24 protein-coding genes are annotated in these 18,950 nt (G+C 33.6%); 17 read left to right on the top strand and 7 right to left on the bottom strand.

Annotated features, from left to right (window positions below):
• Positions 1-95: 95 nt before the first annotated feature.
• The 5 genes from IGK27_RS07865 (at position 96) to IGK27_RS07845 (ending at position 3,546) form a co-directional block, all read left to right on the top strand.
• Positions 96-278, top strand: a complete 183-nt coding sequence (locus IGK27_RS07865) for a hypothetical protein (protein ID WP_002371963.1) — start codon at positions 96-98, stop codon at positions 276-278.
• A 371-nt stretch (positions 279-649) separates the two neighbouring features.
• Complete coding sequence (locus IGK27_RS07860; protein WP_002394548.1) at positions 650-832, top strand: hypothetical protein; 183 nt, start codon at positions 650-652, stop codon at positions 830-832.
• 250 nt (positions 833-1,082) lie between these two features.
• Positions 1,083-2,114 (top strand): M23 family metallopeptidase, encoded by a 1,032-nt coding sequence (locus IGK27_RS07855; RefSeq protein ID WP_002391269.1) that lies wholly within the window; start codon positions 1,083-1,085, stop codon positions 2,112-2,114.
• A 171-nt stretch (positions 2,115-2,285) separates the two neighbouring features.
• Positions 2,286-2,816: a C39 family peptidase gene (locus IGK27_RS07850; protein ID WP_002371960.1), complete on the top strand. Its 531-nt coding sequence runs from the start codon at positions 2,286-2,288 to the stop codon at positions 2,814-2,816.
• A 523-nt stretch (positions 2,817-3,339) separates the two neighbouring features.
• Positions 3,340-3,546, top strand: coding sequence for a hypothetical protein (locus tag IGK27_RS07845; RefSeq protein ID WP_002371958.1), 207 nt, complete (start codon positions 3,340-3,342; stop codon positions 3,544-3,546).
• 419 nt (positions 3,547-3,965) lie between these two features.
• Here IGK27_RS07845 and IGK27_RS07840 read toward each other — a convergent pair whose 3' ends face one another.
• Positions 3,966-4,907: a hypothetical protein gene (locus IGK27_RS07840; protein WP_010709519.1), complete on the bottom strand. Its 942-nt coding sequence runs from the start codon at positions 4,905-4,907 to the stop codon at positions 3,966-3,968.
• Positions 4,908-5,389: 482 nt separating this feature from the next.
• Between IGK27_RS07840 and rpmF the strand changes: the two genes are divergently transcribed.
• Genes rpmF through IGK27_RS07825 form a run of 3 tightly spaced genes read left to right on the top strand, consistent with a single transcriptional unit; the run spans position 5,390 to position 6,424 of the window.
• Positions 5,390-5,563 (top strand): 50S ribosomal protein L32, encoded by a 174-nt coding sequence (gene rpmF / locus IGK27_RS07835; RefSeq protein WP_002371955.1) that lies wholly within the window; start codon positions 5,390-5,392, stop codon positions 5,561-5,563.
• A gap of 21 nt (positions 5,564-5,584) precedes the next feature.
• Positions 5,585-5,962: a hypothetical protein gene (locus IGK27_RS07830; protein WP_002394546.1), complete on the top strand. Its 378-nt coding sequence runs from the start codon at positions 5,585-5,587 to the stop codon at positions 5,960-5,962.
• 57 nt (positions 5,963-6,019) lie between these two features.
• Positions 6,020-6,424, top strand: coding sequence for a NusG domain II-containing protein (locus IGK27_RS07825; RefSeq protein WP_002371952.1), 405 nt, complete (start codon positions 6,020-6,022; stop codon positions 6,422-6,424).
• A gap of 402 nt (positions 6,425-6,826) precedes the next feature.
• Here IGK27_RS07825 and IGK27_RS07820 read toward each other — a convergent pair whose 3' ends face one another.
• Complete coding sequence (locus IGK27_RS07820) at positions 6,827-7,732, bottom strand: polysaccharide deacetylase family protein (protein ID WP_033626449.1); 906 nt, start codon at positions 7,730-7,732, stop codon at positions 6,827-6,829.
• Positions 7,733-7,955: 223 nt separating this feature from the next.
• On the opposite strand from IGK27_RS07820, the gene yqeK reads away from it, so the two are divergent.
• From yqeK to IGK27_RS07805, 3 genes are all read left to right on the top strand, one after another.
• Positions 7,956-8,534 carry a bis(5'-nucleosyl)-tetraphosphatase (symmetrical) YqeK gene (yqeK, locus tag IGK27_RS07815; protein WP_002385850.1) on the top strand — a complete coding sequence of 193 codons (579 nt, stop codon included), beginning with the start codon at positions 7,956-7,958 and terminating at the stop codon, positions 8,532-8,534.
• Positions 8,535-8,624: 90 nt separating this feature from the next.
• Positions 8,625-9,617, top strand: coding sequence for a DUF4767 domain-containing protein (locus IGK27_RS07810; protein WP_033594318.1), 993 nt, complete (start codon positions 8,625-8,627; stop codon positions 9,615-9,617).
• 335 nt (positions 9,618-9,952) lie between these two features.
• On the top strand, positions 9,953-10,705 hold the full coding sequence (locus IGK27_RS07805) for a DeoR/GlpR family DNA-binding transcription regulator (protein WP_002369238.1): 753 nt from the start codon (positions 9,953-9,955) through the stop codon (positions 10,703-10,705).
• A gap of 40 nt (positions 10,706-10,745) precedes the next feature.
• Here IGK27_RS07805 and IGK27_RS07800 read toward each other — a convergent pair whose 3' ends face one another.
• The 3 genes from IGK27_RS07800 to IGK27_RS07790 all read right to left on the bottom strand — a co-directional run bounded on the left by IGK27_RS07800 (position 10,746) and on the right by IGK27_RS07790 (position 13,042).
• Positions 10,746-12,149, bottom strand: coding sequence for a PTS galactitol transporter subunit IIC (locus IGK27_RS07800; protein WP_002357183.1), 1,404 nt, complete (start codon positions 12,147-12,149; stop codon positions 10,746-10,748).
• Positions 12,150-12,243: 94 nt separating this feature from the next.
• Positions 12,244-12,546, bottom strand: a complete 303-nt coding sequence (locus IGK27_RS07795) for a PTS fructose transporter subunit IIB (RefSeq protein WP_002357185.1) — start codon at positions 12,544-12,546, stop codon at positions 12,244-12,246.
• A gap of 1 nt (position 12,547) precedes the next feature.
• Entirely contained in the window at positions 12,548-13,042 is a 495-nt protein-coding gene (locus IGK27_RS07790; protein WP_002357187.1) for a PTS sugar transporter subunit IIA, read from the bottom strand.
• Between the two features lie 222 nt (positions 13,043-13,264).
• Here IGK27_RS07790 and lacA point away from each other — a divergent pair, with 222 nt between their 5' ends.
• Positions 13,265-13,693, top strand: coding sequence for a galactose-6-phosphate isomerase subunit LacA (gene lacA / locus IGK27_RS07785; protein ID WP_002357188.1), 429 nt, complete (start codon positions 13,265-13,267; stop codon positions 13,691-13,693).
• Positions 13,694-13,718: 25 nt separating this feature from the next.
• Positions 13,719-14,234, top strand: coding sequence for a galactose-6-phosphate isomerase subunit LacB (gene lacB / locus IGK27_RS07780; protein WP_002362005.1), 516 nt, complete (start codon positions 13,719-13,721; stop codon positions 14,232-14,234).
• Between the two features lie 245 nt (positions 14,235-14,479).
• Here lacB and IGK27_RS07775 read toward each other — a convergent pair whose 3' ends face one another.
• On the bottom strand, positions 14,480-14,767 hold the full coding sequence (locus tag IGK27_RS07775) for a hypothetical protein (RefSeq protein WP_002362004.1): 288 nt from the start codon (positions 14,765-14,767) through the stop codon (positions 14,480-14,482).
• Positions 14,768-15,347: 580 nt separating this feature from the next.
• Between IGK27_RS07775 and IGK27_RS07770 the strand changes: the two genes are divergently transcribed.
• From IGK27_RS07770 to IGK27_RS07755, 4 genes are read left to right on the top strand one after another with little or no spacing between them, the layout of a single operon-like run.
• Complete coding sequence (locus IGK27_RS07770) at positions 15,348-15,794, top strand: PTS sugar transporter subunit IIA (RefSeq protein ID WP_010712575.1); 447 nt, start codon at positions 15,348-15,350, stop codon at positions 15,792-15,794.
• Positions 15,795-15,808: 14 nt separating this feature from the next.
• Positions 15,809-16,306: a PTS system mannose/fructose/N-acetylgalactosamine-transporter subunit IIB gene (locus tag IGK27_RS07765; RefSeq protein WP_002357192.1), complete on the top strand. Its 498-nt coding sequence runs from the start codon at positions 15,809-15,811 to the stop codon at positions 16,304-16,306.
• 33 nt (positions 16,307-16,339) lie between these two features.
• Positions 16,340-17,191 carry a PTS mannose/fructose/sorbose/N-acetylgalactosamine transporter subunit IIC gene (locus tag IGK27_RS07760; protein ID WP_002357194.1) on the top strand — a complete coding sequence of 284 codons (852 nt, stop codon included), beginning with the start codon at positions 16,340-16,342 and terminating at the stop codon, positions 17,189-17,191.
• Complete coding sequence (locus IGK27_RS07755; protein WP_002394543.1) at positions 17,166-18,035, top strand: PTS system mannose/fructose/sorbose family transporter subunit IID; 870 nt, start codon at positions 17,166-17,168, stop codon at positions 18,033-18,035. The genes IGK27_RS07760 and IGK27_RS07755 overlap by 26 nt, the downstream gene beginning before the upstream one ends.
• 203 nt (positions 18,036-18,238) lie before the next feature.
• On the opposite strand, the gene larD is transcribed toward IGK27_RS07755, so the two are convergent.
• Positions 18,239-18,949 (bottom strand): D/L-lactic acid transporter LarD, encoded by a 711-nt coding sequence (gene larD, locus IGK27_RS07750; protein ID WP_002357197.1) that lies wholly within the window; start codon positions 18,947-18,949, stop codon positions 18,239-18,241.
• Between the last annotated feature and the right edge of the window lies 1 nt (position 18,950).

Raw genomic sequence — 18,950 nt, 5'->3', positions numbered from 1 at the left:
AGATGGGATAAACGTTAAATAGGGATTTTGATAGCAAACTATCTTTAATATCGCTATAATTGTAACCAACAAAAAAAGAAAGTAGGGACTTAAACATGGAAATTACTTTTTCTAAAAAATCAAAGTTCTTCTGTTTGGCAATGACGTTACTTATGGCATTGAGTATATTTGCTAGTGCTGGTGCAAGTGTTTATGCTGCTACGAATGAAAATTTAGAGAGACAGCCATTGAATACTGTTGAACAAGAAAAATTCTCTAGAGAATTTGAAAACGATTGAAATTCCATTTTTGATAATGCAGTAACCTATGATGATTTAGGTAACGTCGAATCTTTAAATTTCAATGTTTTATATGCTAAATATGGTCATGCGGCTGAGTTAACTAAACTTGAAAATCAAGTAAAAGAAGATATTCAACAAACGCGATTTAAACGTGCAGATGCCAAGCAATGTGCTATCACAGCCATCCAAGATACTTTAGGAGTTTCTGCTATACAAGGTCTACTTAGTGGTGGTATTGTAGGTCTTCTACAAAGAAAAGCAGCCGCAGAAGTAGCTAAGTTGGTAGCAAAGTATGCTTTTAAAGGTCTTTTGCCTGCGGCAGCAGCAGCGTCACTAATTTGGAGTTTTGGAAGGTGTATGTGGTTTTAATGAAAAATAAAGATGTGGTTTTAGTGTTATATTCGTTCTTTGTAATATTACTAAGCTCTTGTATTTGGTTTTTAATTAAAGGAGAAGCCTTTCAAAAAGTACTATTAAATTCTTTTGCGATTTCTGTTGTAGGAACCATTATTTTTGTAATAGGACTTTATGTTAGTAAAATAAAAAAATAAATCACAATTAAGGTTCTGGTTGTTATTAATCTATCTCATGAAGCATTAGATGAATTAGTTCTAGAAGTACCTGTTGTACTAGTTAAAAATACTGTTAAATCAAATTTTTTGTTTAAAAGAATCATTAAGTTGGTGCCTAACTATAAAATCAGATCAATTGACTAAAATCCAATAACATTGGGGGATACTCTGTAAATCGTGTGTCGCAGTACGTTAGTCTTGTAATAAATATTAATTAGGAGGGGTTTCTATGAAAAATATTTTACTTTCTATTCTAGGGGTATTATCTATCGTTGTTTCTTTGGCGTTTTCTTCTTATTCTGTCAACGCAGCTTCTAATGAGTGGTCGTGGCCACTGGGCAAACCATATGCGGGAAGATATGAAGAAGGACAACAATTCGGGAACACTGCATTTAACCGAGGAGGTACTTATTTCCATGATGGGTTTGACTTTGGTTCTGCTATTTATGGAAATGGCAGTGTGTATGCTGTGCATGATGGTAAAATTTTATATGCTGGTTGGGATCCTGTAGGTGGAGGCTCATTAGGTGCATTTATTGTACTACAAGCGGGAAACACAAATGTGATTTATCAAGAATTTAGCCGAAATGTTGGAGATATTAAAGTTAGCACTGGACAAACTGTTAAAAAAGGACAGCTGATAGGAAAGTTTACTTCTAGTCATTTACATTTAGGAATGACAAAAAAAGAATGGCGTTCTGCTCATTCTTCTTGGAATAAAGATGATGGCACTTGGTTTAACCCAATTCCTATACTTCAAGGAGGATCTACGCCTACGCCTCCAAATCCAGGACCAAAAAATTTCACAACAAATGTTCGTTACGGATTGCGGGTCCTCGGAGGTTCATGGTTACCAGAAGTAACCAACTTTAACAATACCAATGATGGTTTCGCAGGTTACCCTAATCGTCAACATGATATGCTTTATATAAAGGTAGATAAAGGGCAAATGAAATATCGTGTTCACACGGCTCAAAGCGGATGGTTGCCTTGGGTAAGTAAAGGGGATAAGAGCGATACAGTAAATGGAGCGGCAGGTATGCCTGGACAAGCAATTGATGGTGTTCAGCTAAACTATATAACTCCTAAGGGAGAAAAATTATCACAGGCTTACTATCGTTCACAAACTACGAAACGATCAGGCTGGTTAAAAGTAAGTGCAGATAATGGTTCTATTCCTGGACTAGACAGTTATGCAGGAATCTTTGGAGAACCGTTGGATCGCTTGCAAATAGGTATTTCACAGTCAAATCCATTTTAAATTTAGAAAATGACAGTAGGATTATGCATTTAATAAATTTTAAAGAGGTGAACGAGTATAAATAGAAATACAGTTACTATACTAAAAAAATCGTTTATTCTACCTTTACTTGGCTTATTCTTTATAGTTGGTACCAATGCTTTTGCTTCTGAAGATTACAACTTACTTGGAGTGAAAAATTATGATCAGTATGCCTTAGGAGCGCCTAGTGGGTGTGAGGGGGCTTCACTATTACAAGGCTTACAGTATAAAGGAAAAATTCCTGATTGGGACTTAATCAAATTTTTAAAAACAATTCCTATCTCTCCTAATGGAAATCCTTATGATGGATTTGTAGGTAGTCCTTTTGTTGAAAACTCATGGACTTACTCTGCTATCTATCCTGTGCCTTTAGTAAAATGGGGAAAAGTATATGGAGATGTACAAGATATGTCAGGTCATTCTTTAGATGAATTACTAGAGGAAGTGAAAAATAATAATCCAATTGTTGCTTGGGTGACGATAAAATTTCAACCGGCACGATGGGGAATATGGGATTTTGGTAAAGCGGTAAATAATAATCATGCAGTGACATTAGATGGCTACGATTTAAAAAATGGAACGGTTCACGTATCTGATCCGATTTCCGGTAAATATTGGATCAATAAAAATACCTTTGAAAGTATATATAATGAGAGGAATTTTGCAGTTGTAATTCGTTAAGTCCTATTTTTCAGTACTATATGGGAATAAATGAAAGCACCTTTAAAATTAAAGTCATACGAGAGTGTACAGAAAAGTTTTCCTTTCTGTACACTCTGTTGTTGTATTTTCTTATATGAGTATATTTAGTGTTTATAAAACATAACAAAAAAACAAAGGAGGAAAGTAAAACAAAAAAATCTCTCCAGTTTTTAATATAGTGAAATTAGTTTAATGGTTAAAACAATTGAAGGCAAGTTATTAATACTTATAGGCTCTGCTTTAAACTATTATATTAGATGTCATTAAAACAATTAAGAGATTTAAAAAGACAAAAACAAAAGAACAAACAGCAAAAATATTTTTTTATTTTTAGGTATTATTTCTAAATTTATATAAAGCTTAGTCTCTATAAACAGTTACCTTAGATTAGTTTTTTAGTTCAATGCATTTTTATATTCATTTGTAGATAAAAGTTAAATTTCTATATAAATGTACTTTGTAAAATATATTTTCAAGCAAGAGAAATTGAGGAGGAACCAAAATGGATTATGTAATACTTATTGGCAGTATTATTGCAGCGATTGGCTTGATTCTTTTAATGATGACAACAAGATTTGTTTGGGGGTGGAATTGGGGTTATCCTTACCGTACCACGAATAAACCTTTAGCAATTATTGGCTGGCTATTAATAATTATCGGAGTAGTGATAGTTCTTGTTAAAGCTAAATTGAATGGACAATTAGTATAAGTATGAAAAAGAACAAAAAAGGCTAAACTTATACAATACTTCGGTTACAAATATTATAATAGTACGTACAAAATCGTCACCACCTATGTACTAACTCCTGCAGAAGTTGTAACAAAAAGATGCACTTGGAAATGAGGTAGAGGGTAGTTATTCGTATAAGTATTCTGCCGACTTTGTAAAGTAAAATGGAGAACATCAGAAAATAAATTGGGAAGTTTCAGGTAAAGTTCCACAACCATTTGAAGCTAAGTCTTACATAAAAGCAGAGATAAGTAATAAAAGAGTGAATTATACTGTTTAAGTTTCTCAAACTAACGTGCCAAATAAAGTAGATACTAAACAAGTAAAATATACTAAGAATAGAGGACAAATTCATCCGTCGATGAACTTGCCCTCTATTCTTAGTGACTTTAAAAGTGTTATTCCCAATCCATTTCACCGGTTACAACTTTAGCACTCATTTCAAGGTTTCCTTCTGGTAATTTTGGATAATAGTTTTTCATTTTAGTGATAATTTCACTGCTTACTTTGCTCTCTTTCTCAGCTGTAATAAATTTTTCAATATACTCTTTCGTAAATTTAATATTTTGGGGCATAAATTGGTTTCCAGCTTCAAAATGACCAGGAATAACTGTTCTTAGTGATAAGGATTCTAATTCACTTAAATCATTTATCCATTGTAATTGACTGTCAATAGATTTAGTGTCAGCCATAAATAAGTGGCTACCAGTAGAAACTAAAATACCGCCTACCAATAGTTGATCGTTTTTATTATAAAGTGTTTGTTTTTTTATATCATTACCAAAGATTTCAAACTCTACGTCTTCTAAATTAATTGATTCCTTTATTTCATTTGGAATAATAATTTTGTCTGGTGCGTTCTCCTTTAATGTATCTGCCCATACGGATAATTTTGATTTATAAGTGTCTTTAATCCGTGAAATCGTAGAAGCTGTGGCTACTACATTTGCTTTAGGAAAAGATTTTTTTATTTGATTTGTTCCAAAGTAATAATCAGGATCACTATATGAAATATAAATTGTTTCAATATCAATATTGTTTGACTTTACAAGTTGGACAATTTTATCTGCGTCCTTTTTTGAAAATTGCGTATCTACTAAAAGTCCCTTACCGTTTTTTTCGATAATTGTTGCAGTAGAGCCAAACACGGGATCAGGATTCATTATTAAATAAGTAGCATCGATACCTTGTATTTTTTTGTACATTATATTTTCCTCCTCATTAGAAGTCTTAGTGCTTATGCTACTGTTATTATCTTTTCTCATATTATAATTTGAGCAAGAAGATAATAACAAAGAAGTAAGTCCAATAGAGAATAAAAGCAATCCTATTTTTTTCATAAAAAACCTCTTTCTTTTTCCTGATATTAATGTAACTGATTAAGTTACATTCGAATTATATTTAATTTTACTGTTTTGGTCAAGCAAAAAAGGCATGAAATAAAAATTGTTATTAGTGAAGTACACACATCAGCATATATTGAATTTTTTGTTGTACAAATTTATTTAGTTAACAATTATCAAGAAAGCAAATGCTTACAGATTGAATCCATTAGCATTTGGTAAATATAAGTAAGTACTCAAGTTGGGAAGGTGATTTATTTATATATAAGAATATGTAAATAAAGATATTGACAAATTAAAAAAAGGTTGATAAGATATCGTTGTTAAAACGTAATCGTTACGATTTGTATTTTTTATCTGTAATGCACAATTGCGTGTTACGGTTTATTAGTGTATCAATAGTATGTTTTAAATATTCAAATCTGATTACAAATTAGGAAAGTATTTTAGAAACGTTTATAATTTAGGAGGTAATAAATATGGCTGTACCAGCGAGAAGAACATCGAAATCAAAAAAAAGATTGCGTCGAACACATGGAAAATTAATAAAACCTGAAATTTCGTTTGATGAGAATCTTGGTGATTATCGTAAAAGTCATCATGTATCTTTAAAAGGCTATTATGGTGGAAAAAAAGTGATGGATAAAAAATAGGAGGTAATAGTATTGAAGAAAATGAATATTATTTATCCGCCACTTGTGGAACAGAGCTTTAAATTTTATCAAGATTATGAACAAGAAAGATATGATAAGTCTGAATTATACAGAATAATGGTTATGAAGAATATTATTAATGAAAATGGCACTCCAACAGAAGAGGCTCTTAAAAAAGGATTAGTTAAAGACTTTTATGAAGAATATGATTTATCTTTTGAAGAATTTTTAAAATTGTACCCATTTTTTAAAAATTATGACCCTGATTATTTCCGGAAAATAGATGGTTTTTGGGAAGTTCCTGTTTGTTTAAAAGAAGAATTAATATTATTACTGAATGACAAAGATTGTGACTATGATGTACGGATTCAAATTCAACAATTTCTTGAAGAAAGGTGAGTAAAGACAAGATGTTCAGAAACAAATGGAAAAACAGTTCACTAATTCTTAATAAAAATGTATAGAAAGGGTCTGATGAAAAAAGGAGACATAATAGTTATTATCTTTTTAATAGCTATCTCTTTTTCTCCATATTTTATTTTTTTTCATAATAAGCCATTTAACTCCAAAAGTTTTGACGACACTAAATATGCTGTGGTCAAGATAGATGGGAAAGAGATTGAGCGTATAAATTTAGATGATTCAAAAGAATTTATCAAAACATATTATCCATCAAAAGGGCAATATAATACTATAGAAGTTAAAAATGGGCACGTTCGTGTAAAAAAAGATAATAGTCCAGATCAAATTGCGGTGAAAACAGGATGGATATCAGAACCAGGGCAAACTAGTATCTGTATTCCTCACAGATTCATTTTAGAAATTGTTCAACAATATTCTAAGGATTATTATATTTACTAAAATCCTTTTTTAGCATGTATGCTAAAAAAGGATTTGTTGGATTTATTTTAAAAAAGTAATTAAAGAAGAAAATCAAGTGAGTAAAATTATTATTCAGAATTTATAAAGCGTATAGTGAAGAAGTTGTTATAGATATGAAACAGAAAATAACTCCTAATTTTCCTACTTACGTCCTTTGATAACTAAATAAAAATTTATCAGGCCTTTCCGTGAGGAGTATGTTTTAGTTACGCCAAGACAAAAAAATAACTTTGAATGAATATATTTCTAAAACAACTTAACTATCAACTAACGCCAAGATTCGTAAACGCATTAATGATGCTTCCATAAGGCTCGCCATTATAAGCAGAAAATCAACATTGACTAAGACCAGAAATACTTCCTTTAGTGCTCCAAGTTGCTCTAATATAAGACACCAAATTGATAACCATTTGCTTGATAAAACTCTATTAATTGTGGCAATGCTTGTTTTGTTAATTCCTTATCTACTGAATCATGCATTAAGACTACTCTAATATTATAATCTGGATAAACCTCAAGTGAATGTTGATGGAAAGCGAGCATTTCTGCGACTGTAGTAGGCTGTCTGTCTAACGGTTCCGCATCCCCAACCATCGCATTCCAGTCAATCCAATGGATGCCAAGTTGTTTGAATAATTCATCAGATTTTTCTGTACCTCCCCATGACATATGACCTCCTGGGTATCGCCAGAGAGTTGTTTGAAATGTTTCGCCCAGTATTTTTTTTAGAGAGTTCTCCATGGTTGCTATTTCCGCTTGTATTTCTTCAGTGTTGACAATCCCGTTTGGATATAACGTTGCATAATCATGAGTTGAACTATGAAAGCCTATTGAATGTCCTTCTGCAACTTCGCGTTTCACTATCTTTTGATTTTCGGAAGTTAGGGTATTTCCTACAAGAAAAAAAGTTGCGTGGACGTTATACTTTTTTAATGTATCTAGGACTTGTGGGGTTATTTGATTATTAACGCCATCATCAAAGGTTAAGAATACTAATTTTTCACCTTTGTAAGGTTCTTCTCCAGTTATATATTTTTTGATTTTGTCTGCTGAGTAAGCATATTTTTTTGATGAAATAGTCATGTGTGTTGATTCCTTTTCTAACTTGGTTGGGGAATCTTTTTTTGCAGTTGAATTTTTAGTCGATGTCTGCGTAGTATCATCATTTTTACTTGTTATCTTGGGTTGAGTTAATAGGAACGTTTGAATGAAAACAAGAACAATGAGGATTAACGCACTAAATAATACATACCCGTTTATTTTGAATTTTCTTTTCTTATGTCGCATACTTTCACTCCTCTTTGGTTAATGAAAAAGTTAAAAAATACACCTCCACGTTATACAAAATTGAACGTCCTATTAGTTATAGACGAATTTGAGGACCAAAAAGTTTCAATTTTTTCAATTTAGTTAGTTGTTTATTTAATAAAAAATAAAAGGTTGCTAGAGGATGAAAGGAGTATAATTTATTTATCTAGAAGAGTAATCGGAATGAGAAAGGGCTGTGGAAATGGATCATCAACAGGTGTTGAAAAATGAAATTAAACAATATTTAGTGAGTAAAAACTGTGAGAAGACGTATTATCATTGTATGGAAGTTGGAGAGTATGCCTATCAACTTGGTGAAAAATATTTAACTAGTCCAGAAAAAGTAAGTATTGCAGGATATTTACACGATATCTCTGCGATTTATCCAAATAATCAGAGAATTAGTGTCGCACAAAAATATGGGATTGAATTAAACGAAGCAGAAATGGCCTTTCCAATGATAATTCATCAAAAAATTTCTAAGTCTATTGCGAAAATGGATTTTGGTATTGAAGACAATGAAATTTTATCAGCTATTGAATGCCATACAACATTGAAGAAAAACTATTCGGACATAGATTTAGTTTTGTTTGTCGCTGATAAAATAAAGTGGGATCAAGAAGGTAAACCACCATACTTAGATGGTTTATTACAAGCTTTAAATTGTTCTTTAGAAAATGCCGCATATTTCTATATTGATTATATTTTGAAACACGATATTAAAGTTGTGCATCCTTGGTTATGGGATGCTTACAATCAACTTAATTTGATAATTAAATAACAAATAAACATAGTCGTTTTTAGTCGAGTTTTGCTGGTGAGAAAAGTGGAAAAGTAGTACAGTATTCTTGTCAGAAAGAAGGGATTCCCAATGAAAAAAATAATCTTGATAGGTCTTTTATTGAGTATTTTATCAGGATGTTCTTCCAACAAAAGTGGTGATAGCACTGCAAGCAAGCCGACAGCAACATCAGAAATGAAAGCACCTGTTACCGTTAACAACAGCCAAGCAAGTCAAATGAGCACGGAGTCAAAATCTAGTACGACTCAAAGTAATTCTTCTGCTTCTAGTAAAGCTGAAAATCAGTTGTGGTCTGCGCAAAAAAAGGCACAACTACAACAATTTATGGCTGATTGGGGGCAACGGATGAACCAAACGTATAAAGAATATACACCAGGAAATTCAATCAATTTTAATGGCGTCCAAGCGCCTGATGGTCTAGTAGGAAATGTTACTATGCAACCAGCGATTGGTCAGCATCCCATTTATTTAGAATGGTCTGAAAATGGACAAGTGAAGGATGGATATGCGTTAGTTGCTGTTTACTCTGATGCAGAAACGCAACCAGAAATGCAAAAGCATTTGTATTTATTCACCATCGTTAACAATCATCCCTTAGTTTTAGTGACGATGCAAAATCAAGGAGATCCTTATGGCTATCTGTATTTTGGAGCAACAGATAATGCAGAGTTGAGGGCTGGCTTTGAAAAAATTGTAGGTGCCCCGTCAATTACTAAAGAACAAATCCCAAATATTTCAGTCAATCCGTGGTCTTCAAAAGAGGAAGCGATTGATTTTTACGAAGGAATGTATAAAAACACGGCAAACGAAATTTCAACTCAAATTGACTGGCATAACTATCAGCGGGCAAATTGGCGCGAGGTAGAAACAAAAGGCGACACGTTGACATTACATTTTGCCAACGTGGGCGGTGCTGGGGGCTCATATACACAATTCACGAAAGTTGGTACGAATACTGTTGTTGTATCGTTTGATGGCAATGCTTCTTATCCCGATAACCCAAGTAGCGTTTTACTCGTGCAAAACAGTGATTATAAAGTTTTAAGGACTTTGAATCAGTAATAGGGGAAATACATCGTTTACTTAAACATAGGCAAAGGCGGGTTGCTTACCTTTTTATAAGTAACCTGTCTTTGCCTATGTGCTATTTTTATGGATAGAGGTGCTCAGAGTAGGGGATGTTTTTCTGGGAAGTTTTTATGCTAGATCTCTATTTGACTAGGCTCAAATAGATCTGAATCAATCGTTGAAGTGATATCTGTTTATATAAAGATAGGCTAAATTGTCATTTTTTTACGAATCGTCGTTCATGTTAAAATAAATGGAGAAATGTTTTAGTATTCATAGTAAGTATTTTATCGTAGAATAAAAGATATACTAACAATGGAGCGATGAAAATGCTAAAAGAAGAAAGATTAAATGCGATAGTCTCTCTAGTAGATCAAAAAGGGGCAATCAAAGTTACTGAAATTATGGAACGATTAAATGTTTCGGATATGACTGTTCGTAGAGATTTGACAGAATTAGAAGCAGCGGGGCGTTTAAAACGAGTACATGGAGGAGCTAGCAGTTTAAATACATATCGTCCACATGAATTGTCTCATGCTGATAAACAAATTATTAATAGTGTTGAAAAAAAAGAAATTGTCCAAAAAGCATTAAGTTTAATTCACGAAGAGGAAACTATCTTCCTAGGACCAGGAACAACTATTGAACTTTTGGCCGAGGCAATGGAATTTAAACATTTAAGAGTAGTAACAAACTGTTTGCCTGTGTTTGAAACGTTAAGTAAAAAAAAGAATGCGTTGACCATTTATTTGGTTGGTGGAGAAATGCGACTTTTAACTAAATCTTTTTTTGGTGAAATCGCTAATAAAGCATTAGAAGAAATGCATTTTCATAAAGCATTTTTTAGTTGCAATGCGTTAAAAGATAATAAAATTATGACAGCCACTATTGAAGAAGGACAAACACAAGCAATTGCATTAGATAACTCAATAGAAAAATATTTGTTAATGGATACTTCTAAAGTAGAGAAACAGGATTTTTATTCTTTTTATCAATTAGAAGAAGTGACAGCGGTAGTTACAAATAAAGATAAATTTGACACATCTAAAGTATTGGAAAAAGTTGTCAGGGTGATCTACTAAAAAGAAGAGGTGCAGATGCACCTCTTCTTTTTAGTTCCCCTTATTGAGCTTTTTGAGCATAAATAATATTTCGCTTCTTCATTTGTTTTGCATACCAAATGAAAATCAGTAGATAGGCGACTAGCGCCAGACATGCGTATAAAATAAATTCGAGTTGACCTTGTGATGCATTGCCGACTAAGTATCCTAAGAATTTTTCCATTGGCCCTTCCATGGTAGTATGTGAAATTAAAGTATTATTATTTAGACCCGCTGGGAAAGCGCCAACTTTTTTTGCGGTTTCGGTAACGAACGGTGCAATTAGGGTACCAGACCATAAGAACAAAGGTAATTCGATTGCTCCAATGATAATCATTCGGATGAGTTTACCTCTTGTAACTACTAGTAGAGCAGGGGTTACACCCATTGCAATAATTCCGCCAAGTGGTAAAAGTTTATTGCCAGGTAGGACAATGGCTTCTAATAGCATAATTGGAGCCAATACGTTAGCTGCTGCCCAGATTTCAGCACGACCAGCTAAGAAAGGCCAATCTAAACCAATATTAAGTGTACGCCCTTTTAATTTATTCGAAGCAAAATCAGTAATCCCTTGGGATAAAGGCTCAACTGCAGCGATAAACCAAGTTCCAATTAAAGAGAATAGTTCCAAACAGACTGCAGCCGTAAAGGATAGAGAAAAAATTTGCGTGGGTGTTTGGCCAGCTAAAAGACCCACAAAAATCCCTAAGTAAATCCCGATGGCAAATTTTGATCCCCAAAAGCCAATTTTACTATTCAATTTGGCAGCGTCAAAATCGTATTTGTCTAACCAAGGAAAAAGCTTATCAAAAATTTTATCAAAAACCATAATGATTGGGTTCATCATATAGTTCATATGTGTGGTAGTCATAGGATTGGTATCTGGGGCGTTAAGTAAATCGTTAAACGTTGGTTTCATTAAGTCAGAATTGATAATTTTTAAAACACCTATGAAAATAACTAAGATTGTTGCAATTATTAAGTTTGCGCCACAAAAAATAGCAAATAAACCAACAATCGATAGATGCCAAATGTCGAAAATATCCACATCTAATGTGTTTGTTTTATTTAGAATTAACATAATGACATTGACAATCACCATAATTAAAAGAAAGTAAAGCGTGTAAGGAGATCCCCAAGTGATGGTGGCTAAAGGTGCCCAACCAACATCAGTAATATTTAAAGAAATTCCTGTACGTTCTACGAAAGAGGCCATTGCATCTGAGAAAGCAGTAGTTAAAATTCCTATAATAGCACTGATACCAGTTAAAGCAATTCCTAGTTTAAGACCACCTTCTAATGCGCGAGTGGGTTTTACCTTAAAACAAAGGGCAATCAGTGTTAAAACAATAGTCATTAAAGGAGCAGCACCTAAATCAATTAAAGGTTTAAAAATTGTATTTGCTAGGTCAATAATCGTATTCATTTATTTTCTCCTTCATAAGCTAAGATAACAAAATTTTTATCTTAGTTTTGTTATTGTTGACAATGAAGCGTAAGTAATTAGTCTAAAAAGGAAATCATTTGTTTAAAGAGTGAATGATACTTTCCATTTGTTGATAAACAGGTTCAGCCATTGCTGGAATTCGATAAAGAATTGCGCCTGCATCAACTACAGGAATCGTGATTGGGAAACCCAAATCTGTTTTGGCGATTTGGGCGAAAATATCATAATGGGATAGCATCTCTTGATTGATATCTTTAATCATTACGGCATCGCAAGAAACTTGGTAGCCTCTTTTTGATAATTCTGTTTCTAATGCAGATTTGATTTGATGGCTAGAGTTTACCCCAGCCCCACATGCAGCTAAAATTTTAATCATGTTAAATCTCTCCTTTAAAATTTTTTTGTAAAAAACGATAAACTTCTTCTTTATCTTCACATTGAAAAAAAGCCAATAGTGATGAACGGTCTGTCGTGTTAATAAAATCCATGATAGTCGCTAAAAGACCCGTTTGTTCAATACCGTTTTCATTTAAAATCATGAAAAGAAAGGAAACAGAGAGCGTTTCATCTGGGATAATCATGTTATGAAATGATAAGGATTGTTTCAATTTAATCGGGATAATTCTTGTCGTCCGTACAAAGGTACTTTCGGTATGCGGAATGGCGATATTCGGTAGTGCAGGATCAATCGGTGTTAAACTTAAACCAGTCGGATAGTTATGTTCTCGTTCCAATAAATTAGTTAGAAAATCAGGTGTAACTAATTTCTTTTTTAACAAGTCTAAATAAACTTCTTCAAAAACTTCTTCTTGTGTTTTTTTGTTTGAAATATAGGTAGTATCTAATGAAAAAATCGATGTTTTAATAACCATAGAACCCCTCGTTTCTTTAATATATTATTATTTATTTACAAGTATAATATAAAACGCTTTCAAAAAGATGTCAACACAATATTAAACAATAATAAACAAAAAAGAAAATAAATGTTGAATAAAGTTCGATATTGTTTTATTATGTTTTCGAGAAGGGGATTTGAGTTTAAAGAAAGGGACAGAATTTTAATAGTAGATACACGAGGTAAGGAGGAAAACAAAATGCGTGTCATACTTGGTTCAGATTTAGATGGAATAAAATTAAAAGCAGAAATGAAACAATACTTATTGCAAGAAAAAGTTGAGGTAATCGATAAAAGTGAAAGTGCTTCGGAAGACTTTATAGAAGCAACGCTTGCTGTTGCTCATGAAGTTTTAAAGGATACTGAAAGTTTAGGAATCGTTTTTGATGGTTATGGGGCAGGTAGTTTTATGACTGCTGCTAAAATTAAAGGAATGATTGTCGCCGAGTTGTCAGATGAGCGTTCTGCATATATGGCGCGAGAACACAACAATGCCCGGATGATCACGGTAGGCGCAAAAATTGTTGGAACGGAACTAGCCAAAAACATAATAAAAGAATTCTTAACAGGTCATTATGCAGGCGGGCGTCATCAAATACGTGTAGATATGTTAAATAAAATGGCTTAACAAATAATAGAAAGGAAGCGTTTTTATGAAAATTGCCATTGGTTGTGATCATATTGTGACGGATACCAAAATAGCAGTTTCTGATTTTTTGAAAGCAAAGGGATATGAAATTTTAGATGTAGGCACGTATGATTTTACTCGAACTCACTATCCTATTTTCGGAAAAAAAGTGGGAGAAGCCGTAATGAGCAATCAGGCTGATTTGGGTATATGTATTTGCGGAACAGGCGTTGGAATTAACAATGCGGTTAACAAAGTGCCGGGTATCCGTTCTGCTTTAGTTCGCGATATGACTACAGCGTTGTATGCGAAAGAGGAATTGAACGCAAATGTTATTGGTTTCGGTGGGAAAATAACAGGAGAATTCTTGATCTGTGATATCGCTGCTGCCTTTATTGAAGCACACTATCATCCAACAGAAGACAACGAACAACTAATTGAAAAAATTAATCAAGTTGAAAAACAACATCCAGAACAACAAGATGCGCACTTTTTCGATGAATTTTTAGATAAATGGCAACAAGGAGTCTATCACGATTAGTACGTAATCAATGAGGGTTATTTGAGAAAGCGGTCTTAAATAATAATCATTGGTATTTGAGTTAAATTCCCCTTCATTAATTTTTATTGCTGTTTTAATGTGGCACTGTAAAGAGCATTATTAAGAAAAAGAAGTAACAAAGGAACAAATTGAAGGCTATACAGGTAACCATAAAAAGTACACGAGAAAAGAACTCGTGTACTTTTTATGGTTTCGCTGCTTGTTTTATTTTAGTAATTATTTTTCTATAAAAATAGTCCCAGAATTATTAAAATAATCCCGATAACTAAACTGCCGATGCCAGAAGCCGTACCATATTTTTTACCTAAATTTATATCAGTAGTATTTTTAGGAATCAAGTTTGAGAAAAAATAAAATTTTTTTACCAAGATTAGATATGCAACAAGTAAAAGTAATAATCCTAAGAGAAGATAACTAAGATTTTCAGCTAATAAATTTAGATGAGCTAATAACAATATCCCCAAAAAGAAGCCTACCAATCCATATTTCATCGTTTTTTCTTTTGCTGACATACAAATATCCCTACTTTACTTTTTAATTTATTAAGAGCATAAAACCATAGATTCGATATAAGTTCATTTTGTTGTATCCAAAAGAGCATGACCTGGAATGACCTATATAATTAGAAAATTGGAGTGATATATAGTTATTTTACCATAGCTTAAATGAGTTGATTAACTCCGAATAATGTACAACTATGTACACCTATTGTGGGTGGAATGTGTGTTGGGACTTTGCTAACCTAATAGTTGAAAAAATGAATCAATAAATTTAGAAAAGGGACTATTCAAAAGCAACTTTTTTGGGAATTGCTATATTATTTATTTTTTTAAGCGTAATCAACTAAATGTTTTTATGGATAAAGAAAGTCATTGTTCCTTGTCATCAAGCTACAACAGCCAAATTCATTAGAACTTTTTTAGTGAATGACTTTAATTTTAGAAAGGTACTGTTGTTAAACATTCATGCTATCAAAGGAGTGTGAGGCGAACGAAGCAAATATTTTCATTTTATAAAAGTTGTATTATGGACTCTTAAAAAGAGGTGATTTAAAAAATTTTGAAGTGGAAATGTTAAGAAAGGAGAGAGGAAATGACTTATTTAGTTCTGGTCAGTCATGGCGATTTTGCTAGAGGATTAAAAAATTCATTAGGCATGTTTGCTGGCGATGATATAGAGACAGTCAGAGTGTTTGGCTTACAACCTGGTGAATCTACCGATAATTTTGGTAAGCGATTTCTTTGTGAAGTTGAAAAATTACCGCAGGAAACGAGGCTAATCGTTTTGGCTGATATTGTAGGCGGGAGTCCACTTGCTACTATTTGTAAAGTATTAGATAAGCAAAAAATGCTAGAAAATTCTCTGATTGTTGGAGGAGTGAATTTTCCAATGGCTTTAAATGCGCTTCTATTGAAAGAAACTAGTGAATTATCTGATTTGAAAAAAATGATAGTAGCAGATGCTTGTCATGGCATTAGAGAGTTAACTGTAACTGAAGACGATGTAACTGAAAACGATATAACTGAAGAGGATATCTAAAGGAGAAGATGAACATGTCAATTTCTTTTGTTCGAATCGATGATCGAATGATTCATGGCTTAATTACTTTACGTTGGACTAAAGAAATGCCTTGTGATGGCATTATAGCTGTGAATGACAAAGCAGCAAGTAACCCTATTTTAAAGGAAGCATATAAAGCAGCTGCACAAGATAAAAAAACCTTTATTTGGACAATGGCGCATTTTTTTGATGTAAAGGATAAAGTATTAGCGTCTAAGTCAAAATACTTTTTGATTACAAAGAGCCCTTTGGATATGAAAAAAATTTTGGTAGATTGGCATTTTGTTCCAAGTGAAGTAAAAATGATTAATGTTGGACCGGGGAATGATCGCGAAGGGACAATTAAATTAGGGGATAACCAATCCTTTACAGCAGAAGAAGCAGCGGCTTTTGAAGAAATTGAAAAGGCTGGTTACAAAGTGGATTTTGCCTTGTTACCTGATCAACGAATTGGTTCTTGGGCGCATTTTAAAGCTAAATTTGGTTACTGATTCTAGAAGTTTTGAAAAGAGGAGAGTAGTATTATGACAATCAACTGGATACAAGCGGCTATTTTAGGCCTATTTGCTTGTCTGTGTTCAAATTCTTGTATGGCTGGACAAGCGGTGGGAAATTATACGATTGGGCGTCCTTTAGTCGGCGGATTAGTTTGTGGCATTATTTTAGGAGATTTAAAATTAGGAATCGCTTGTGGCGTAGCAATGCAATTAGTTTACATTGCTTTGGTCACACCTGGAGGCACAGTGTCTGCTGATGTGCGGGCAATTTCATATATCGGGATTCCTTTGGCGATGGTGGCGATTTCGACCAAAGGGTTAGATCCACTTGGCGGCTCTGCAGCCGACCTGGCTAAATCGGTCGGCACATTAGTTGGAACGATCGGAACGGTATTATTTTATTCTGTTGCCGCGTTAAATTTAGTTTGGCAATCGTTTGGTTGGAAAGATATAAAAAAAGGCAAGCTTGATCATTTATATGCCATTAATTTTGGTTGGCCGTGGATTTCTCATCTACTTTTTTCCTTTTTGCCAACCGTGATTTTAACCTATTTTGGGGCTACGGCTGTTACAGCAATGAGAGATGCATTACCTATGGATGGTCTTGCAATGAAAACGCTTTTTACTGTAGGTGGCATGCTTCCGTGTGTGGGAATTGCAATTTTGTTACGTCAAATTGTTAATAAGAACATTGATTTTGTACCTTTTTTTGTAGGGTTCACATTAGCTGCTTCATTAAAACTCAATTTAGTCTCAATAACGATTATTGCGCTTCTTTTTGCTGTAATTTTTTATAAAATTGCTTTGATTAAAAACAATACTAAACTGGTTGATTCAACAGGAAGTCTGACGAATGATGATGAAGAGGAGGACATATGAGATGGAAGAGTTGAAAGCAAATAAATTAGACCAAAAAACGTTAAAGCATTCTTTTCATTTATGGTTTTGGGGAGCGTTAACTTGTTTTTCACAACAGCATATGCAAACCTTCGGCTATCTTTCTTCAATGCTTCCTATTATCAAAAAACTTTATCCAAAACATGAAGACCAAGTGAAAGCCATTCAAGCATATACAGCTTTTTTTAACACAAATCCAATGCTTGGAACGGTCATTGTTGGTGTGACTGCTAGTATGGAAGAGGCTAGAGCAAGTAAGAATGAAATTGATGGAGAAACCATTAATGATATGAGGGCAGGATTAATGGGACCGATTGCAGGGATTGGCGATTCATTAGTTGATGGTACCTTGATTCCTATCTTGTTAGGAATTTCCTTAGGAATGTCCACGGGCGGTTCGCCAATTGGTGCCATATTTTATATTATTGTTTGGACGTTAATTTCCTATTTTGGCCAACGCTTTTTGTATTTTAGAGGCTATCATTTTGGTGATAAAGCAGTAAGTTTCTTAGTTGGGAAAGAAGGAGCCGCTGTTAGAGTTGCTATCGGAGTTATTGGTAGTATGGTTGTCGGTGGGGTCCTTGCATCTTGGGTAAATGTAACTACTTCTCTTAAATTAATAGGTGCTGACGGAAAAGTTTTCCTTAAACTGCAAGATAAAATTGACAGTATTTATCCAGGATTATTAACGATACTTGTTACCTTGTTTTGTTGGTGGTTAATGTCCAAAAAACATGTTTCCGCTATTTGGACGATGCTTATTTTAGTTGTTATTTCTCTCGTTGGCGTTTTATTAGGTGTTTTCAATCCAGGATTAACTTACTGAACAATCACCAAAAAGGACTCTAGCTGTTAGAGCAAACTGGCTTTTGCAGAAAATCGATGACGAAAAAGCTAATAAATTAAATTATTGTTCTCTAAGACACAGAAAGAATCTTGTGATTAAAATAAAAATATATAAAATAGAAGAAATTTAGAGACTAGCTTCTATTTTATATATTTTTTTGTTTTAGAAATTTAGTTGGTTTATTAGAATTTTAGGAAAAATTTTACGAAAAGTGTCGCAAAAATGGCTCCTAAAAACGGTGCAGTTCCGGGAACAATCAACCCATATTGCCAATCATTATTGGTTTTATTTTTGATTGGTAAAAGTTGATAGGCGATACGAGGACCTAAATCACGTGCTTGATTCATTGCGAATCCTGTAGTACCACCTAGCCCCATGCCGATTGCCCAAACAAGCAAGCCAACAGCAATGGGTAGTTGTGTTTCGTAGGAATGTGCAATCGCTAAAATAGATGTTAAAAAAATGAATGTTGCAAAAGTTTCAACAAAATAGTTTCTTGGTAAATTTCGTTGGTTCGGATTTGTAGAAAAAATATTACGAATGGCGATCGGATCGACACTATCGGCGGATAGCTTGAAATGATCAGCATACATAATATAAACAATGACGGCGCCACAAATGCCGCCTAACATTTCAGCGATGACATAGGGAATGAAGTAAGACCATGGAATCATTCCTAAAATAGCTTGAGCGAGGGCCATTGCTGGATTAATACAGACTCCGCCAAAGACGAACAGAACAACAGAGATTCCAAAAGCCCAAGTAGTGATTGCAAACATGTGACCAGAACCAGCGTATTTTGTTCGTTTTAGGACATCGTCGCAGTGAACACCTACCCCAAATACGATCATTAATGCAGTTCCCATAAATTCTGATAAGATATGATGAAACATA

The sequence above is a fragment of the Enterococcus sp. DIV0236 genome (assembly GCF_050558525.1).
Taxonomy (GTDB): domain Bacteria; phylum Bacillota; class Bacilli; order Lactobacillales; family Enterococcaceae; genus Enterococcus; species Enterococcus faecalis.
This window is presented reverse-complemented; position numbering and strand designations above follow the sequence as displayed.

Excerpts from the sequence above, each read along its gene's own strand:
- IGK27_RS07860 (WP_002394548.1), top strand. The coding sequence starts at position 650 with ATGAAAAATAAAGATGTGGTTTTAGTGTTATATTCGTTCTTTGTAATA.
- yqeK (WP_002385850.1), top strand. The coding sequence starts at position 7,956 with ATGGATCATCAACAGGTGTTGAAAAATGAAATTAAACAATATTTAGTG.
- IGK27_RS07760 (WP_002357194.1), top strand. The coding sequence starts at position 16,340 with ATGACAATCAACTGGATACAAGCGGCTATTTTAGGCCTATTTGCTTGT.
- larD (WP_002357197.1), bottom strand. The coding sequence starts at position 18,949 with ATGTTTCATCATATCTTATCAGAATTTATGGGAACTGCATTAATGATC.
- IGK27_RS07770 (WP_010712575.1), top strand. The coding sequence starts at position 15,348 with ATGACTTATTTAGTTCTGGTCAGTCATGGCGATTTTGCTAGAGGATTA.
- IGK27_RS07790 (WP_002357187.1), bottom strand. The coding sequence starts at position 13,042 with ATGGTTATTAAAACATCGATTTTTTCATTAGATACTACCTATATTTCA.
- IGK27_RS07840 (WP_010709519.1), bottom strand. The coding sequence starts at position 4,907 with ATGAAAAAAATAGGATTGCTTTTATTCTCTATTGGACTTACTTCTTTG.
- lacA (WP_002357188.1), top strand. The coding sequence starts at position 13,265 with ATGCGTGTCATACTTGGTTCAGATTTAGATGGAATAAAATTAAAAGCA.
- IGK27_RS07800 (WP_002357183.1), bottom strand. The coding sequence starts at position 12,149 with ATGAATACGATTATTGACCTAGCAAATACAATTTTTAAACCTTTAATT.
- lacB (WP_002362005.1), top strand. The coding sequence starts at position 13,719 with ATGAAAATTGCCATTGGTTGTGATCATATTGTGACGGATACCAAAATA.
- IGK27_RS07865 (WP_002371963.1), top strand. The coding sequence starts at position 96 with ATGGAAATTACTTTTTCTAAAAAATCAAAGTTCTTCTGTTTGGCAATG.
- IGK27_RS07845 (WP_002371958.1), top strand. The coding sequence starts at position 3,340 with ATGGATTATGTAATACTTATTGGCAGTATTATTGCAGCGATTGGCTTG.
- IGK27_RS07765 (WP_002357192.1), top strand. The coding sequence starts at position 15,809 with ATGTCAATTTCTTTTGTTCGAATCGATGATCGAATGATTCATGGCTTA.
- IGK27_RS07755 (WP_002394543.1), top strand. The coding sequence starts at position 17,166 with ATGATGATGAAGAGGAGGACATATGAGATGGAAGAGTTGAAAGCAAAT.
- IGK27_RS07810 (WP_033594318.1), top strand. The coding sequence starts at position 8,625 with ATGAAAAAAATAATCTTGATAGGTCTTTTATTGAGTATTTTATCAGGA.
- IGK27_RS07825 (WP_002371952.1), top strand. The coding sequence starts at position 6,020 with ATGTATAGAAAGGGTCTGATGAAAAAAGGAGACATAATAGTTATTATC.
- IGK27_RS07795 (WP_002357185.1), bottom strand. The coding sequence starts at position 12,546 with ATGATTAAAATTTTAGCTGCATGTGGGGCTGGGGTAAACTCTAGCCAT.
- IGK27_RS07855 (WP_002391269.1), top strand. The coding sequence starts at position 1,083 with ATGAAAAATATTTTACTTTCTATTCTAGGGGTATTATCTATCGTTGTT.
- IGK27_RS07805 (WP_002369238.1), top strand. The coding sequence starts at position 9,953 with ATGCTAAAAGAAGAAAGATTAAATGCGATAGTCTCTCTAGTAGATCAA.
- IGK27_RS07830 (WP_002394546.1), top strand. The coding sequence starts at position 5,585 with ATGAATATTATTTATCCGCCACTTGTGGAACAGAGCTTTAAATTTTAT.
- rpmF (WP_002371955.1), top strand. The coding sequence starts at position 5,390 with ATGGCTGTACCAGCGAGAAGAACATCGAAATCAAAAAAAAGATTGCGT.
- IGK27_RS07820 (WP_033626449.1), bottom strand. The coding sequence starts at position 7,732 with ATGCGACATAAGAAAAGAAAATTCAAAATAAACGGGTATGTATTATTT.
- IGK27_RS07775 (WP_002362004.1), bottom strand. The coding sequence starts at position 14,767 with ATGTCAGCAAAAGAAAAAACGATGAAATATGGATTGGTAGGCTTCTTT.